18 protein-coding genes and 1 tRNA gene are annotated in these 16,150 nt (G+C 38.1%); 13 read left to right on the top strand and 6 right to left on the bottom strand.

Features of this window, described 5'->3' with window-relative positions; genetic code table 11:
• Positions 1-6 precede the first annotated feature (6 nt).
• Positions 7-678, bottom strand: coding sequence for a SoxW family protein (locus HPB14_RS05035; protein ID WP_000492202.1), 672 nt, complete (start codon positions 676-678; stop codon positions 7-9).
• A gap of 73 nt (positions 679-751) precedes the next feature.
• Positions 752-1,759 carry a ferrochelatase gene (hemH, locus tag HPB14_RS05040; protein ID WP_001049037.1) on the bottom strand — a complete coding sequence of 336 codons (1,008 nt, stop codon included), beginning with the start codon at positions 1,757-1,759 and terminating at the stop codon, positions 752-754.
• 55 nt (positions 1,760-1,814) lie between these two features.
• On the opposite strand from hemH, the gene HPB14_RS05045 reads away from it, so the two are divergent.
• Together HPB14_RS05045 and HPB14_RS05050 are read left to right on the top strand one after the other, a co-directional pair.
• Positions 1,815-2,246: a hypothetical protein gene (locus HPB14_RS05045; protein ID WP_000892090.1), complete on the top strand. Its 432-nt coding sequence runs from the start codon at positions 1,815-1,817 to the stop codon at positions 2,244-2,246.
• Positions 2,247-2,948 carry a 16S rRNA (uracil(1498)-N(3))-methyltransferase gene (locus HPB14_RS05050; RefSeq protein ID WP_001213131.1) on the top strand — a complete coding sequence of 234 codons (702 nt, stop codon included), beginning with the start codon at positions 2,247-2,249 and terminating at the stop codon, positions 2,946-2,948. It begins immediately after the preceding gene.
• A 71-nt stretch (positions 2,949-3,019) separates the two neighbouring features.
• Here the strand turns inward: HPB14_RS05050 and HPB14_RS05055 are convergent, their stop codons facing one another.
• Together HPB14_RS05055 and dcd are read right to left on the bottom strand one after the other, a co-directional pair.
• On the bottom strand, positions 3,020-5,122 hold the full coding sequence (locus HPB14_RS05055) for an outer membrane beta-barrel protein (RefSeq protein ID WP_000943679.1): 2,103 nt from the start codon (positions 5,120-5,122) through the stop codon (positions 3,020-3,022).
• A gap of 158 nt (positions 5,123-5,280) precedes the next feature.
• Positions 5,281-5,847, bottom strand: a complete 567-nt coding sequence (dcd, locus tag HPB14_RS05060) for a dCTP deaminase (protein WP_000523106.1) — start codon at positions 5,845-5,847, stop codon at positions 5,281-5,283.
• A 130-nt stretch (positions 5,848-5,977) separates the two neighbouring features.
• Between dcd and accB the strand changes: the two genes are divergently transcribed.
• The 7 genes from accB to pseC all read left to right on the top strand — a co-directional run bounded on the left by accB (position 5,978) and on the right by pseC (position 11,256).
• The gene (accB, locus tag HPB14_RS05065) at positions 5,978-6,460 is read left to right on the top strand and encodes an acetyl-CoA carboxylase biotin carboxyl carrier protein (RefSeq protein WP_001053787.1); all 483 of its coding nucleotides are present in this window, start codon (positions 5,978-5,980) and stop codon (positions 6,458-6,460) included.
• 14 nt (positions 6,461-6,474) lie between these two features.
• A complete protein-coding gene (locus HPB14_RS05070) occupies positions 6,475-7,842 on the top strand; it encodes an acetyl-CoA carboxylase biotin carboxylase subunit (protein WP_014658504.1) in 1,368 nt (455 codons plus the stop codon).
• 92 nt (positions 7,843-7,934) lie between these two features.
• Positions 7,935-8,897 carry a hypothetical protein gene (locus HPB14_RS05075; RefSeq protein ID WP_001193866.1) on the top strand — a complete coding sequence of 321 codons (963 nt, stop codon included), beginning with the start codon at positions 7,935-7,937 and terminating at the stop codon, positions 8,895-8,897.
• Positions 8,897-9,205: a type II restriction endonuclease gene (locus HPB14_RS08595; protein WP_080011982.1), complete on the top strand. Its 309-nt coding sequence runs from the start codon at positions 8,897-8,899 to the stop codon at positions 9,203-9,205. Before HPB14_RS05075 ends, HPB14_RS08595 begins: the two co-directional genes overlap by 1 nt.
• Positions 9,206-9,238: 33 nt before the next feature.
• Positions 9,239-9,445, top strand: coding sequence for a type II restriction endonuclease (locus tag HPB14_RS08600; protein WP_080012002.1), 207 nt, complete (start codon positions 9,239-9,241; stop codon positions 9,443-9,445).
• An 87-nt stretch (positions 9,446-9,532) separates the two neighbouring features.
• Positions 9,533-10,132, top strand: coding sequence for a hypothetical protein (locus tag HPB14_RS05085; RefSeq protein WP_000036555.1), 600 nt, complete (start codon positions 9,533-9,535; stop codon positions 10,130-10,132).
• Positions 10,129-11,256 (top strand): UDP-4-amino-4,6-dideoxy-N-acetyl-beta-L-altrosamine transaminase, encoded by a 1,128-nt coding sequence (pseC, locus tag HPB14_RS05090; protein ID WP_000657285.1) that lies wholly within the window; start codon positions 10,129-10,131, stop codon positions 11,254-11,256. The genes HPB14_RS05085 and pseC overlap by 4 nt, the downstream gene beginning before the upstream one ends.
• 36 nt (positions 11,257-11,292) lie before the next feature.
• Here the strand turns inward: pseC and HPB14_RS05095 are convergent.
• Positions 11,293-11,377 (bottom strand) — tRNA-Leu (locus HPB14_RS05095).
• 200 nt (positions 11,378-11,577) lie between these two features.
• Between HPB14_RS05095 and HPB14_RS05100 the strand changes: the two genes are divergently transcribed.
• Genes HPB14_RS05100 through truA form a run of 4 tightly spaced genes read left to right on the top strand, consistent with a single transcriptional unit; the run spans position 11,578 to position 15,019 of the window.
• The gene (locus HPB14_RS05100) at positions 11,578-12,603 is read left to right on the top strand and encodes a ribonucleotide-diphosphate reductase subunit beta (protein ID WP_000453980.1); all 1,026 of its coding nucleotides are present in this window, start codon (positions 11,578-11,580) and stop codon (positions 12,601-12,603) included.
• A gap of 9 nt (positions 12,604-12,612) precedes the next feature.
• The gene (gene pcm, locus HPB14_RS05105) at positions 12,613-13,242 is read left to right on the top strand and encodes a protein-L-isoaspartate O-methyltransferase (protein WP_001084563.1); all 630 of its coding nucleotides are present in this window, start codon (positions 12,613-12,615) and stop codon (positions 13,240-13,242) included.
• 10 nt (positions 13,243-13,252) lie between these two features.
• Positions 13,253-14,290 carry an LptF/LptG family permease gene (locus HPB14_RS05110; protein WP_000589948.1) on the top strand — a complete coding sequence of 346 codons (1,038 nt, stop codon included), beginning with the start codon at positions 13,253-13,255 and terminating at the stop codon, positions 14,288-14,290.
• Positions 14,291-15,019: a tRNA pseudouridine(38-40) synthase TruA gene (truA, locus tag HPB14_RS05115; protein ID WP_001203272.1), complete on the top strand. Its 729-nt coding sequence runs from the start codon at positions 14,291-14,293 to the stop codon at positions 15,017-15,019.
• Here truA and galE read toward each other — a convergent pair.
• Positions 15,013-16,047: a UDP-glucose 4-epimerase GalE gene (gene galE / locus HPB14_RS05120; protein WP_001196419.1), complete on the bottom strand. Its 1,035-nt coding sequence runs from the start codon at positions 16,045-16,047 to the stop codon at positions 15,013-15,015. The two genes, truA and galE, sit on opposite strands and share 7 nt — an antisense overlap.
• Between the last annotated feature and the right edge of the window lie 103 nt (positions 16,048-16,150).

A 16,150-nucleotide genomic window follows, 5' to 3' on the forward strand; every position in this document is an offset into this window, starting at 1 on the left:
ACTTTCCTAGTTAGACTTGCTTTTAGAAAGGTTGGTTTTATACTTGATGTAAGCCTTTAATTTTTTAGTGAGATCCTCATCGTTTTTTGTGTCTTGATACTTCCCATCGCCGATAAATTCTAACACGGCTAAAAATTGTGTGGAGGGCATATAGCCGGGCAATTCATAGATGGTTTTACCGGTTTTATCGGATAAAACAATCGTAGGGGTGGATTGGACGGCATAAATTTGCGCTAATTCTTCTGTGGACATTTTGATTTCTTTTTCATCATTTTTATCCTTATCGCCGACTTTAAAATCATGCTCTTTGGAGTAGCTGATATTGACATAGTAAGCGCTAAAATGTTCTTTAATGTAGTCGTGCAATTCTTTGACATTTTTGAGATCTTTTTTAAGCCTTTCGCAATAGAAACAACCATTACGGCCAAAAACTAAAAGCATGTATTTATCGTTAGGGCTAATGGACTTATTGTCTGAAAAAACATCTTCTAAACCGGCGTAACTCTTTTTGTCTATGTTGTCTCGCTCATCATTTAATTCTTTGGAGCTTTGAGAGCCAGAGCTTAAAAGATTTTCGTCTAATTTGTCTTTATTGTTGGATTTGCAAGCGCTTAAAAACAGCGAAATCAATAGCAACACGCTTAAAAATTTCTTGGAAACATAAGAGAGTGAAAACATGTAATAACCTTTATTGTTTAATAGATTTGGAAACTTGGTATTTTACTATAATAATCGCTTTTTTATGCAGATTTCACTCACTTTTAAGGTTTTTCACTAATTCAATGATAAATTTAGCGAACTCTATGGAATCGTTTAAGCATGGGCAAACTAAATATTCTTTAACCGCCAAGCGCTCTGCCATCAAGCGGTATTGCATGTCTAATTCATAGAGCGTTTCAGAATTATCAATCGTGAAAGCTAAAGGGTAGATAATGATATTAGACTTGCGGTGCTTTTCTATCAGCTCTTCAGTGCTTGGCTCTAGCCATTTCATAGGCCCTAGCTTGGATTGATAAGAGAGTAAAACTTCTTTAAAAGGGATATTTTTTTGTTGCATCAACTCTTTTAACAAACTCACATGGTGTTCGCATTCTTGCTGGTAAGTATCGCCGGCATCAACAATGCTTTTAGGTAATCCATGGACGGAAAAGATTAAGACAAAATCCTGGCTTTTGCGGTTGTTTAGGGCGCTTGAAATCGTGTTTAAAATGATTTCATTAAGCTTTTTGTCAGCATAAAAGCGTTCTATCACTCGCACTTTGGGGCGGAAAGTTTCTAGGGATTTTAGGGCGTTAAAAGCGTCATTGAAACTAGAAAGGGTGGTGGCGCTAGAATATTGCGGATACATGGAAAAAAACACCAAGCTTTCTACCTCTTTTAAGGCTAAATCTTGCAAAACCATAGACGCATAAGGGGGGGTATAACGCATCGCATAAGTGTAAAAACGAGTAGGATCCAATTCGTTCAAACGCTCTGTAAGGGCGAACGTGATAGGCGTTAAAGGGGATTTGCCTCCTAATTTTTCATAGATTTTTTTGGATTTTTCTATGCGGCTATTGACGATCATTTTACCCACCATTTTACGCATGAAATTATTTTTAATGGTAAGGATAAAGGGGTCATCAAACATGTTTTTTAAAAACACCCCCACTTCATAAAGGCTGTTAGGCCCTCCCATATTCAAAAGAACAACCGCTTCTTTGGGGGATTTTGCGGCGTTATTTTCTAAATTATTAAGCTTTTCATTGATCAAATTCATTAGTGCATGCTAAAATAAAACGATTAATAAAAAATAAATCGTTAGAAAGAAGTTAATGTTAGAGATGAGTTTGCAAGCATTAAATACACAAGATTCTTCTGTGATGGCTCAATCCTTGCTGATCCATGCCTTTTTTGCCGCCTTGCTCGCTCTAGCCTTTATGATCAATCTTTACACCCTTTTTAAAGAAAAGAATTTTATCCAATTGAACAAAAAAATCTATCTTGTCATGCCAGCGATTTACATTCTTTTAAGCATCGCTCTTTTGAGCGGGATTTTTATTTGGGCGATGCAACAATTTGAATTTTCTTTTAGCGCTGTTGTCATGCTTTTAGGGTTGTTGTTGATGCTGATAGCAGAAATCAAACGCCATAAAAGCGTGAAATTCGCTATCACTAAAAAAGAAAGGATGGAAGCGTATATTAAAAAAGCTAAAATCCTGTATTTTTTAGAAACGATTCTTATTGTTGTGTTAATGGGTCTTTGAATGCGTTTTGTCTACCACCCTTTAGCCAAAGAGCCTACTTTAAAAATAGAAGGCGAGAGTTATATCCATTTATACCGCTCAAGGCGTATCAAAAGCGCGAGTCGTTTGGATTTAAGGAATTTAAAAGACGGCTTTTTATACACCTATGAGCATGCAGAAATCACTAAAAAACACGCCCTTTTAAAGCTAGTGGGCGCGCGATTATTAGAGGTTATGGCCAGTAAAAAAACGCATTTGATTTTAAGCGTGATTGAAATCAAAAGCGTTGAAAAAATCCTACCCTTTTTAAACCAGTTAGGCGTGAGCAAGTTGAGTTTATTCTATGCGGATTTTAGCCAGCGTAATGAAAAAATAGACAGCGCCAAATTAGAGCGTTTTCAAAAGATTCTGATTCATTCTTGCGAGCAGTGCGGCAGGAGCGTTTTAATGGAATTGGAAGCGTTTTCAAACACCAAAGAGGTGTTAAACGCCTACCCAAAAGCGAGCGTTTTGGATTTTAAGGGTGAAATACTACCCGCAAGCGCAGATTTTGAAAAGGGCGTTATCATAGGGCCTGAAGGGGGCTTTAGCGAGCAAGAAAGAGGGTATTTTAAAGAGCGTGAAATTTATCGCATCCCATTAGATATGGTGCTAAAGTCTGAGAGCGCATGCGTGTTTGTAGCGAGTATCGCGCAAATTCAGGGGGTATCGCAAAAGTTTTAAAAATAAAATTTTAAAAACTTAAGATCTTAACTTTTTGCTAAAAAGCTTGAGTTAAAGCCAATTTTTAACCCCTAGAAAATCCACCCGTAATTAAAAAACACTTTAAAATGGCTGCCCCCCTCATTCAAAACAACAGAGTTCGCATAGATGCCATTATTAGAAGCGATTTTAATACCGCTTTGGATTAAAGGAACGCTAATGCCTATGGAATATTTAGAATGCTTGTAGCGGTAATTAAACCCGGTTACTATATCTAAATTACCGCTTCCTTTGACTTGATTGAAAACATAGTAGCTATTGTATAAGCCCCTTAACCCCCCAAACACCCCAAAAGAGGAAGCAAAAACTTTTTTAGTTGGATTGCCTTGCTTTTTATTAGCATAATTGGTGATGAAATCAAACAACACATCCATTCCCCCACCATAGCTTAATTGCTGGATTTTTTCATCGTTAGCCTGAGCGTAGTTGTATTTGATGATGCCGTAATAGGCTAACCCGATGTAGTCATTGAAATAATGTTGGTAGCCTATTTTAACATTAACCCCTAAAATAGGGCTTCTAAAATTCTTACTTGAAGAGCGGTAAGTGGTGGTGGAAGTGGTGGAAAAATTTTGCACGATCGTGCTGACCATAGAGGTTGCAAAATTTTGTGCATTCAACCCAGCGTTTAAATGGTTGGTTTGGCTATTTAGGTTAGCGAAATTAATAGGCAGGGCGTTTTGATTGATGAGCTGTTGCCAGACAGCGGTAGTAACCCCTATAAGCCCAGCGGGGACTTGAGCACAATTCGTATAAATGGAATTGGGGTAATTGCCCGCTGTATAGACTTGGTGGTTGTCCTTATAAAAAGAACATACATTATAGGTGTAACCATCCTGATCTTTTACTTCTTTTCCGTTTGTAAATTTTAGTTCTTCTTTTCCATTGACCAATTCTTCTTTTCCACCCTCACATTCTTGTATGGCTCCGCCGTTTTCTTGACACAAGCGCACCCTTTGATAAGTCATGTTCCCATTATGCGTATAGCCTTTAGTGTGGCTAAATTCATGGATAATGTCTCTTAATTCCACAATATCAACTTTGTTCAAAGTTTTACCAAACAATTTTTCAGGATTTAAGGCAGAAGCTTCTATCCCTAGATTACCATCATTATCATCAAGTTCATACCCTAGCCCTACAAACCCTGATTTTAGGATATTCACTTCAAGATTGATCGTTCTTCTAAACGCATCTATAACGGATTGTGGGGTTAGCACATATTTTTCATAGATGGGAGCGACACGCCCGTTATTGAAAGGATTCACGCACTTAGGAAAGTCAGAGCCGCACTCTGATGGGCTGTTAGAAAATTGGAAAGGAGCGTTTAAAACGGCTTCTTCCCACGATTTAGAGTCAAACACCGCAATCATATCCAACATTAAATTGGTCAATTCTTCTGCGGTTTGTGGGGTGAAATCTGACACACAATCATGGCAATTACCTTTAAAATTGTTGGTATCGGCGTTTTCATAACTCATCGTTACATTGGTCGTGATTTGGCTGAGCTTTTCAAACAAACTTTGCGTGTTAGCATCAGAAAATTGTGTGGCAGTGGCTTGAAGTTGTTGGTAATTAAAGCTATCAGCTTGTTCAAATTCTGAATCATTAAACAAGCTTGCAGGCAAAATAATTTGAGAATCTTTGGGGATAGTCTCTATCACGCCTAAATTGACTACCTTGCCTTGAGCGTCTTTAAAACTCAGTTCAACATTGTTTAAATTATAAGGCAGAAAGTTTTGTATGGTTACGCTCCCATTAACCATATTCGCATACACAGGGTTTTGAGAATAAAAAGTTAAGCCATTTTCTATATTGTCCGTGGTGAATAGTTCGGTCGCTTTTTCTAAAATGGTGCTTTGGGGTATGTAGTATCTCCCATAGACGCTTTGTGGGGTGGCTGTGTCGCTTTTGTTTTGTTCTTTAGGCTGTTCTTTAGTTTGGGGGTGGGTTAGGGGGTTTTCATAGACTTTTTGGGTGGTTATGACTTCTTCTTTAGTTTGCGTTCCTTCTAATAACCCGGTTTCAAACCCGGCTTCTATAAAAAAGCCGTCTTTTTGGTTTTTTTGAAAGGCTTTTAAAGGGTTGAATAAGCCGATTAAAGACAAACAAATCGTTTTACTAACGAATCTTAGCATGGTAATTTCCTAAATGGTTTAGCGTTTTGTTCTCAAAGAGTTTGCAACTCAATCAAACTGAAGTTTCTTATTATAATATATTTTTGAGAAATTGCGGTATTGTTTGTATTAAAAAATAAACAACGCCCAAAGGATAAGCGCTTTTATCTTTCTTCAAATCACTTTAAAATTTTAGGCAAAGTGATACCCACTTGCCCTTGATACTTACCGCCTCTGTCTTTATAGCTTTGCTCGCACATTTCATCGCCTTGTAAAAACACCACTTGCGCGATCCCCTCATTGGCATAGACTTTAGCCGGTAAATTAGTAGTGTTAGAAATTTCAATCGTGATATAGCCTTCAAATTCTGGCTCAAAAGGCGTAACGTTCACAATGATCCCACACCTGGCGTAAGTGCTTTTGCCTAAACAAATCGCTAAAGTGTCTTTAGGCATTTTAAAATACTCTATCGTATGGGCTAGGGCGAACGCGTTAGCGGGCAAGATAAAATACCCTTCTTTACTCGCATCAATTTTGGTTGCGTTGTTAGGGTCAAAGTTTTTAGGGTCAATTAAAGCGTTTTTGTTATCAAAGAGCATGAACTCACTCCCCACTCTAATATCATACCCGTAACTGCTCAAACCATAGCTGATCACATTCTTACCGACTTGCTTTTCGCAAAAAGGGCTAATCATGCCATGCTCTAAACTCATTTTTTTAATCCAAGAATCCGCTTTTAATCCCATATACACAAAGCCTTTAAAGTTTGTTAATAATTATGTTATTATAACAATAATTTTTTGCTAAAAACGCTTATGGTTAGTAAGATGATGTGTTTGTAGCATATTTTAAAATTAATATAAGGAATAAATCGTTATGAACCTTTCTGAAATTGAAGAGTTGATCAAAGAATTTAAAGCTTCTGATTTGGGGCATTTGAAATTAAAGCATGAGCATTTTGAGTTGGTTTTGGATAAAGAATCCGCTTATGCGAAAAAAAATGCGCTAAATTCCGCTCATTCTCAAGCCTCCATCCAAGCCCCCATCATGGTAGAAGCGAGCATGCCAAGCGCTCAAACCCCTGTGCCTATGGTATGCACCCCTATTGTGGATAAAAAAGAAGATTTCGTGCTTTCGCCTATGGTAGGCACTTTTTATCATGCGCCCTCCCCTGGGGCTGAGCCTTATGTCAAAGCGGGCGATACGCTTAAAAAAGGGCAAATCGTGGGCATTGTAGAAGCGATGAAAATCATGAATGAAATTGAAGTGGAATACCCTTGCAAGGTGGTTTCTGTTGAAGTGGGAGACGCTCAACCGGTAGAATACGGCACGAAACTCATCAAAGTGGAAAAGCTTTAAAATCCATGAACAAAGTGAATAAAGAAAATAAAAAGGTAGAAAAAAAAGAGCTTTCACGCATTTTGATCGCTAATAGAGGCGAGATCGCTTTAAGAGCGATCCAAACCATTCAAGAAATGGGTAAAGAATCCATAGCCATTTATTCTATCGCTGACAAGGACGCCCACTACCTCAATACGGCTAACGCAAAAGTGTGTATAGGGGGGGCCAAATCCAGCGAGAGTTACTTGAATATCCCTGCGATCATTAGCGCGGCGGAATTGTTTGAAGCGGATGCAATTTTCCCCGGGTATGGGTTTTTGAGTGAAAACCAGAATTTTGTAGAGATTTGCTCGCACCATTCTTTGGAATTTATTGGTCCGAGCGCGAAAGTCATGGCTTTAATGAGCGACAAATCCAAAGCCAAAAGCGTGATGAAAGAAGCCGGCATGCCTGTGATTGAGGGCAGTGAAGGGTTGCTTAAAAGCTATCAAGAAGCTGAAGAAATCGCTGATAAAATCGGCTACCCTGTCATCATTAAAGCGGCCGCTGGTGGGGGCGGAAGGGGGATGCGTGTCGTAGAAGATAAATCCAAGCTTAAAAACCTTTATTTAGCCGCCGAAACGGAAGCTTTGAGCGCGTTTGGCGATGGGAGCGTGTATTTAGAAAAATTCATCAACAAACCTAAGCACATTGAAGTCCAAATTTTAGCCGACAAGCATGGCAATGTCATTCATGTGGGCGAAAGGGATTGCTCGGTGCAAAGACGCCAGCAAAAGCTCATTGAAGAAACCCCGGCGGTGGTTTTAGAAGAGGGCGTGCGTAAGCGTTTGCTAGAAACAGCGATCAAGGCCGCTAAATACATCGGCTATGTGGGGGCTGGGACTTTTGAATTTTTGCTCGATTCTAACATGAAAGATTTTTATTTCATGGAGATGAACACTCGTTTGCAAGTGGAACACACCATTAGCGAAATGGTGAGCGGGTTAAACCTCATTGAATGGATGATTAAAATCGCTCAAGGCGAAGAATTACCTAAGCAAGAAAGCTTTTCTCTCAAAGGGCATGCGATAGAATGCCGAATCACGGCAGAAGATCCTAAAAAATTCTACCCAAGTCCGGGTAAAATCACTGAATGGATCGCCCCTGGTGGCGTGAATGTGCGCCTTGATTCGCATGCGCATGCCAACTATGTCGTGCCTACGCACTACGATTCGATGATTGGCAAGCTCATTGTGTGGGGTGAAAACAGAGAAAGAGCGATCGCTAAGATGAAAAGGGCTTTAAAGGAATTTAAGGTAGAAGGCATTAAAACGACCATTCCTTTCCACCTTGAAATGCTTGAAAATGCGGATTTCAGGCAAGCAAAAATCCACACGAAGTATTTAGAAGAAAATTTTTAAGTTTTAAGGGTTTTTTTAAGCATAGTTTAAGGGTTTTAAGCGATCAGAAAAAGTCAGCATTAAGTTTTATGGTTTTATAGTAAAGTTTTTTCATGCAAACCTTGTTTAAAGAAATTACCCCTAAACGCTATGTCAATGGCAATGAGATGAAAGAAAATTCTAGCAATGTTCTAGATCAGTATTTCACTAAGCCTAGCGTGGCTTTAAAATGCTTTCAAAAAGCTTGTGAAGTGATTAAAAAATACGAAAATCTAGATGACTTTATTTTTTTAGAGCCAAGTGTAGGCGATGGGGTGTTTTATGACTTATTCCCTAAAAATAGACGCATTGGTATAGATATTGAACCTAAAAGAGATGAATTTATTCAATGCGATTTTTTAAATTATAAACTGCCTATGCATCAAAAAGTGATTTGCTTGGGCAACCCTCCTTTTGGGCATCGTGGGGTTATGGCGTTAGAATTTATCAACCATGCTAGAAATTGTGATTTTGTGTGTTTTATCTTGCCCATGTTTTTTGAAAGTCAAGGAAAAGGTTCTATTAAGTATCGTGTGAAAGGTTTGAATCTGCTTTATAGCGAACGCTTAGAAAAAAATGCGTTTATAGACTTTAAAAATAAAGAAGTGGATGTGCATTGCGTGTTTCAAATTTGGAGCAAAAAGTATCAAAATAAAAAAAGTGAATTTTCTTGGTATAAGAATCGCCATAAAGAACCCTTTAGCGAATATATCAAGGTTTTCACGGTTTCATTAGCTAAAAACAGAGAATGCGGTAAAGAGTGGATTTTTAATCAAAAAGCGTCTTTTTACATTTCATCAACTTTTTATAAAAGCACACAAATTGTAGAGAATTTTGAGGAAGTTAAGTATCAATCTGGTATTGCTGTGGTATTTACTAGCGCTGACAAGGTTTTAAACGCTAAATTAAAAAAACTATTCAAAGAGATTGATTGGACAAAATACGCAAGTTTAGCGACTAATTCTTGCTATCATTTAGGAAAAAGCCATATTTTTCAAGCCCTACATGATCATTTGGATAGTTTAAAGGATAATTGATGGACTTAGAACAAACTTTTTTAAAAATTATTGAAAAAAAACATAAAGAATTGAATTTAGGGCAAGATTACAACGCTATTTTTTCAAAAATTAGAGATTTTGAAGCCAACGCTATAGGGCAGATTGGCGAAGAGTTTTTAAAAAGTGCGCTTAACGCTATAGATGGAGTAATTAACGATAGCATTATTCATGATGAATACGATATTATGACAAAAAGCGGTGTGTCCTTTGAAGTTAAAACAACACGGAAAGGCAGAACTAACAACACTTTTTTAGTTCAATGGTATAAACCCACGATACAACTATGATTTTTTGATTTGCTTAGGAGTGTGCGAGACCAATTGCTTTATAGAGTTTTTAAAAAAGATGAAATCAACTACATTCATAAAGAAAGAAAATACTTTATGAAACAAAATGAATTCACAAAGCAATTGGTGCCAATGAATCCTGATAATCAAGTCAATTATAAGCTCACCCTCAATCTTAAAGAACTGAAAGAAATTGCAAACCTCATCAAAGAGTTAGAAAGAATTTTAGAGTTAGATTAATATTTTTAGATAGAATTGAGTGGAATAAAATGTTTTTAGGAATAGAGTTTGCTTATCTTTAAGAAATAAAATGAAGTGGAGGATAGGATGTCTAAGATTTCAAATCACTATAACCCGTCTTTGATGATGAGGGATTACCACACCCAAAGGGTTAGTCCGCACGCAAGAAAAGAAGAAAATAAGGAAATTCAAAATCTTTCAGAGAATGATGAAAAGATCAAATTGGCCAAACAAGCTAAGCAGGATAACCTAGCCATAGGGGATTTAGAAAGCCGTCTCAAAAGCTTAAAAGGCATGGATAAAGACGCTAAGGAATTGGTGGGGATTTCTAAATCTTACGCTCATAACAATGAAAAAGATCGAAGCGATTTTGAGCGTTTTAAAAGCCGTTTGGATAAAGCGATTGATTCTTTCAACCAAAAATCAGGCAATGATAGTTTGAAACTCCCTAACAATATTGACATTGACGACACGAAAGCTTTGGAAAAATTTTCAAAATCATTAGAAAGTGAGAAAGAAAACATTCAAAACTCTTTGCACCAGTGGAAAAAACAGCTCGCTGAAACGAATCATTTAAACAAGGAATATAACACCTTAGATAAAACGAGACTGAACGCTCAAAAATTCCAAGATGTCCATGACACAAGCAAGATCACCCCATCTCGCTTGCAAGACTTGCTCGCTTGAAAGAGTTTGCTTATAGCGAGCCTTGTTTAGATGAAGAAGATAAAAAGGCTGTTTTAGAGGTTTTAAATTCTAAACAGCTCACGCAAGGCAAACGCTCTCTGTTATTTGAAGAAGCTTTGTGCGAATTTTTGGGCGTTAAGCATGCACTGGTGTTTAACAGTGCGACTTCAGCCCTTTTAACGCTCTATAGGAATTTTAGCGGATTTAGTGCTGATTGCAATGAAATAATCACCACCCCTATAAGCTTTGTAGCGACGGCTAACATGCTCTTAGAGAGCGGCTATAAACCCGTATTTGCCGAAGTCAAAAACGATGGCAATATAGATGAATTGGCCCTAGAAAAGCTTATTAACGAAAGAACCAAAGCCATAGTGAGCGTGGATTATGCCGGTAAAAGCGTGGAAGTAGAAAGCGTTCAAAGGCTTTGCAAAAAGCATTCTTTGAGTTTTCTTTCTGACAGCTCGCATGCTCTAGGGAGCGAGTATCAAAACAAAAAAGTAGGAGGTTTTGCACTAGCGAGCGTGTTTAGTTTCCATGCCATTAAGCCTATCACTACGGCTGAGGGGGGAGCGGTCGTTACTAATAATAGCGAATTATATGAAAAAATGAAATTGTTTCGCTCTCATGGCATGCTCAAAAAAGATTTTTTTGAAGGCGAAGTCAAAAGCATAGGGCATAACTTCCGTTTGAATGAAATCCAAAGCGCTTTGGGTTTGAGCCAGCTTAAAAAAGCCCCCCTTTTAATGCAAAAAAGAGAAGAAATCGCTCTAATTTATGATGGGATTTTTAAAGATAACCCTTATTTCACCTCTTTACACCCCTTGTTAAAATACAAAAGCTCTAACCACCTTTATCCTATTTTAATGCACCAAAAATTTTTTACATGCAAAAAACTCATTTTAGAAAATCTGCACAAGCGTGGCATTTTAGCCCAAGTGCATTACAAGCCCATTTACCAATACCAATTGTATCAACAGCTCTTCAACACAGCCCCATTAAAAAGCGCACAGGATTTTTATAACGCTGAAATTTCCTTGCCTTGTCATGCGAATTTAGATTTAGAGAGTGTTAAAAACATCGCTCATGGCGTTTTAAAAACTTTTGAGGATTTTAAAATAGATTGAGTTTCATTTAGGGCTTCAAATTTTAATCATTAAGAATGGTGCGGAAGAAAGGAATCGAACCTTCATGCCTTGCGGCGCTAGATCCTAAGTCTAGTGCGTCTACCAATTTCGCCACTTCCGCACACCGCACGCCATCGCATGCACATAAGAGTAGAAAATAAAGAAGCAGTATTTTAGCTGTTTAATCCTTTAAAAATACTGAAAAATTGAAGTTTTTTATAAATTTGGAGTTTTTTCTGGCTTTTAGGGGGTTTTAAATTCTTTTAAGGTATTCTAACGAGACTATATCATTAGGTAGTTTTAAGGAAATTAAGGAACACAATGGAAGTTTCACGCAAGAAAATTTACAACCCCGATTCTACAGAAAGTGTGAATGAAAGAAAGATTTTTGGGGGTAATCCTACAAGCATGTTTGATTTGAATAAAATCAAGTATCAATGGGCGGATCATTTGTGGAAAACGATGCTCGCTAACACTTGGTTTGCTGAAGAAGTGAGCATGAATGATGACAAAAGGGATTATTTGAAATTGAGTGCAGAAGAAAAGATCGGTTATGACAGAGCTTTAGCGCAACTCATTTTTATGGATAGCTTGCAAACCAATAATTTAATTGATAATGTCAATCCCTTTATCACCAGTCCCGAAATCAATTTGTGTTTGGTGCGCCAAGCTTATGAAGAAGCCTTACACAGCCATGCGTATGCGGTGATGGTAGAAAGCATTAGTGCAAATACTGAAGAAATTTATGACATGTGGCGTAACGATATGCAATTAAAAAGCAAGAACGACTATATCGCGCAAGTGTATATGGAATTAGCCAAAAACCCTACAGAAGAAAACATCCTCAAAGCGCTTTTTGCGAACCAGATTTTAGAGGGGATTTATTTTTATAGCGGGTTTAGCTATTTTTACACTTTGGCTAGGAGCGGTAAAATGCTAGGCTCAGCACAAATGATTCGTTTTATCCAAAGAGATGAAGTAACGCATTTGATTTTATTCCAAAACATGATCAACGCTTTAAGGAATGAAAGAGCGGATCTATTCACGCCAAAATTGATTAATGAAGTCATAGAAATGTTTAAAAAAGCGGTAGAAATTGAAGCCTCATGGGGGGATTATATCACGCAAGGCAAGATTTTAGGACTCACTTCAAGTTTGATTGAGCAATACATCCAGTTTTTAGCAGATAGCCGTTTGAGTAAGGTGGGTATCGCTAAAGTTTATGGCGTCCAACACCCCATTAAATGGGTAGAGAGCTTTTCAAGTTTCAATGAGCAACGCTCCAATTTCTTTGAAGCTAGGGTGAGTAATTACGCTAAAGGGAGCGTGAGTTTTGATGATTTTTAAGGGGCTTGTTTGAATAGTATTAAAAACCATTTGATGTGTGAAGAAATCCACAAGCGTTTCAATTTGCACCCCAAAGTGAGGAAAGCTATGGAGAGCATTGAAAGGGAGGTTTTTGTGCCAGCCCCCTTTAAACACTTTGCCTACACTTTAAACGCTCTTTCTATGCAAGCGCAACAATACATTTCTTCGCCCTTAACCGTGGCCAAAATGACGCAATATTTAGAAATCGATCATGTGGATAGCGTGCTAGAAATTGGCTGTGGGAGCGGCTATCAAGCGGCGGTGCTGTCTCAAATTTTCAGGCGCGTTTTTAGCGTTGAAAGGATTGAAAGCTTGTATTTAGAAGCGCGTTTGCGCCTTAAAAATCTCGGTTTAGACAATGTCCATGTCAAATTCGCTGATGGGAACAAGGGCTGGGATCAATACGCCCCCTATGATAGGATTTTGTTCTCTGCTTGCGCTAAAAATATCCCCCAAGCGCTTATTGATCAGCTTGAAGAAGGCGGGATATTAGTCGCACCCATTCAAGAAAATAACGAGCAAGTCATCAAACGCTTTGTGAAGCAAAATAACGCTTTGCGCGTCCAAAAAGTGTTAGAAAAATGCTCGTTTGTGCCTGTTGTAGATGGGGTGCAATAAAGATTAAGGCATGATTAAACACTATCTTTTCATGGCGGTTTCGCAAGTCTTTTTCTCTTTCTTTTTAGTGCTGTTTTTTATCTCTTCTATCGTGTTATTAATCAGTATTGCAAGCGTAACGCTCGTGATTAAAGTGAGCTTTTTGGATCTGGTGCAACTCTTCTTATATTCCTTACCAGGAACCATTTTTTTTATTTTGCCGATCACTTTTTTTGCGGCTTGCGCTTTAGGGCTTTCAAGGCTTAGCTATGACCATGAATTGTTAGTGTTTTTCTCTTTAGGGGTTTCGCCTAAAACAATGACTAAAGCGTTTGTGCCTTTAAGTCTGTTAGTGAGCGCGATTTTATTGGTGTTTTCGCTCATTTTAATCCCCACTTCTAAGAGCGCTTATTACGGGTTTTTGCGTCAAAAAAAAGACAAGATTGATATTAACATCAGGGCCGGTGAATTCGGGCAAAAATTAGGCGATTGGCTCGTGTATGTGGATAAGACTGAAAACAATTCCTATGATAATTTGGTGCTTTTTTCTAATAAAAGCCTTTCTCAAGAAAGCTTTATTCTGGCTCAAAAAGGCAATATCAACAATCAAAACGGCGTGTTTGAATTGAATTTGTATAACGGGCATGCGTATTTCACTCAAGGCGATAAAATGCGTAAAGTTGATTTTGAAGAATTGCATTTGCGCAACAAGCTCAAGTCTTTCAATTCTAATGATGCGGCTTATTTGCAAGGCACGGATTATTTGGGCTATTGGAAAAAAGCCTTTGGTAAAAACGCTAATAAAAATCAAAAACGCCGTTTTTCTCAAGCGATCTTAGTTTCCTTATTCCCTTTAGCGAGCGTGTTTTTAATCCCTTTATTTGGCATCGCCAACCCACGATTCAAAACGAATTGGAGTTATTTTTATGTCCTTGGAGCGGTTGGGGTTTATTTTTTAATGGTGCATGTGATTTCTACAGATTTGTTTTTGATGACCTTTTTCTTCCCCTTTATTTGGGCGTTTGCCTCTTATTTATTGTTTAGAAGATTCATTTTAAAGCGTTATTAAATGCGTTGTTTTAAGGCCACTATCGCTTATGATGGGGCGTATTTTTTAGGCTATGCCAAACAGCCTAACAAACTCGGCGTTCAGGATAAAATAGAGGGCGCTTTAAACGCACTAGGGATTAAAAGCGTTGTGGTTGCGGCTGGGCGCACGGATAAAGGCGTGCATGCGAACAACCAAGCGCTGTCTTTTCACGCTCCAAAACACTGGAGCGCTGATAAATTATTTTATTACCTAGCCCCCAAACTCGCCCCGCATATTGTCTTAAAAAAGCTAGAAGAAAAGAACTTTCATGCGCGTTTTGACGCTCAAAAAAGAGCGTATCGTTACCTTTTGACGAAGAATTTAAAAACGCCTTTTTTAGCGCCTTATATCGCTTGTGGGGATTATGGCTCACTAGATTTATTAAATACCGCTTTAAAACAATTCACAGGCAAGCATGATTTTTCCATGTTTAAGAAAGAAGGTGGGGCGATAACCAATCCTAATCGCATCATTTTTAACGCTTTGGCTTATAAAACTTTTATCATGGGGCATGAGTGCGTGGTGTTTAAAATCATTGGCGATGCGTTTTTACGCTCCAGCGTGCGTTTGATCATTCAAGCGTGCGTTCAATACTCCTTAGAAAAAATCACGCTCGCTGAAATTCAAGCACAAATCCATAACCTCAAAGCCACTATAAGAACGCCCATAATGGCTAATGGCTTGTATTTGCACAGGGTGTATTATTGAAACCTTAAAAGGTGTTCTTCCCAATCTAGAGCACTTTTGATAATGGTGTCTAGACTGTCATAAAGGGGTTTGAAAGAGGTGTTTTGTAAGATTTTAGCGTTATTGGCAATAAGGCTTGCTGGATCGCCCTGTCGTTTGTCTAAAATTTCCACTAAAAAATCGTTGTTTGAGATTTCTTTGACCTTTTCTATCACTTCTTTCACGCTATGGCCTTGATTGTAGCCGACATTATAGATCTCGCTCTTATTTTTTTCTAAAAGGGTTTGATAGCTCGCTAAATGCGCGTTAGCCAAATCATCTACATGGATATAATCCCTAATGCAAGTGCCATCTCTTGTGGGGTAGTTAGTGCCAAAAATCCCCATTTTTTTCCTTTTCCCCACCGCGCATTCGCATGCAATTTTGATCAAATGCGTGGCGTTAAGCGTGCGTTGCCCTAGCGTGTAAGGCGTGGTATAATCATTGCACATGCATGCCCCAGCCACATTGAAATAGCGCAAAATAACGCATTTAAAATCCGCTATTTTAGAAGTGTCCAACAAAATCCTTTCGCTCATCATTTTAGACGCTCCATAAGGATTAATGGGGTTTAAGGGGCTTTCTTCATTCAAGCTTGAACTAGATTCGCCATAAACCACGGCCGTGGAAGAAAAAATAAAACGCTTGATTGCATGTTTTAAACAAAGTTTGACAAGCTCTAAAGTGTTGAGCGTGTTGTTGGTGTAGTATTCTAAAGGCAAGCGCGTGGATTCTTCTACTGAGATTTTAGCCCCAAAATGCAAGACAGCTTCAATAGGATCTTTTAGCTGTTGCTTATTCAAAAAGGCGTCTAATTTGTGGGTTTCATTCAAATTCGCTTGAATAAAAGTAACCCTATTAGGGTAGTAATGCTCTAACGCTTTGATATGCTCTAAAAAACCGGTGCTTAAGTCATCTACAATAATGATATTTTCTTTGGTTTTTTCTAAAAACGCCCTTGCGGTATGCGAGCCTATATAACCGCACGCTCCTGTGAGTAATAATGCCATAAAACCCCTTTTAAAATGAAAAAATAACAACTATTATAACATCTTAATCCCATTTATCATTTAAGGATTTCTTAAGAAAATTTAATCTATAATTTCATCTTTA

It is taken from the genome of Helicobacter pylori HUP-B14 (genome assembly GCF_000259235.1).
Taxonomy (GTDB): Bacteria; Campylobacterota; Campylobacteria; order Campylobacterales; family Helicobacteraceae; genus Helicobacter; species Helicobacter pylori_CU.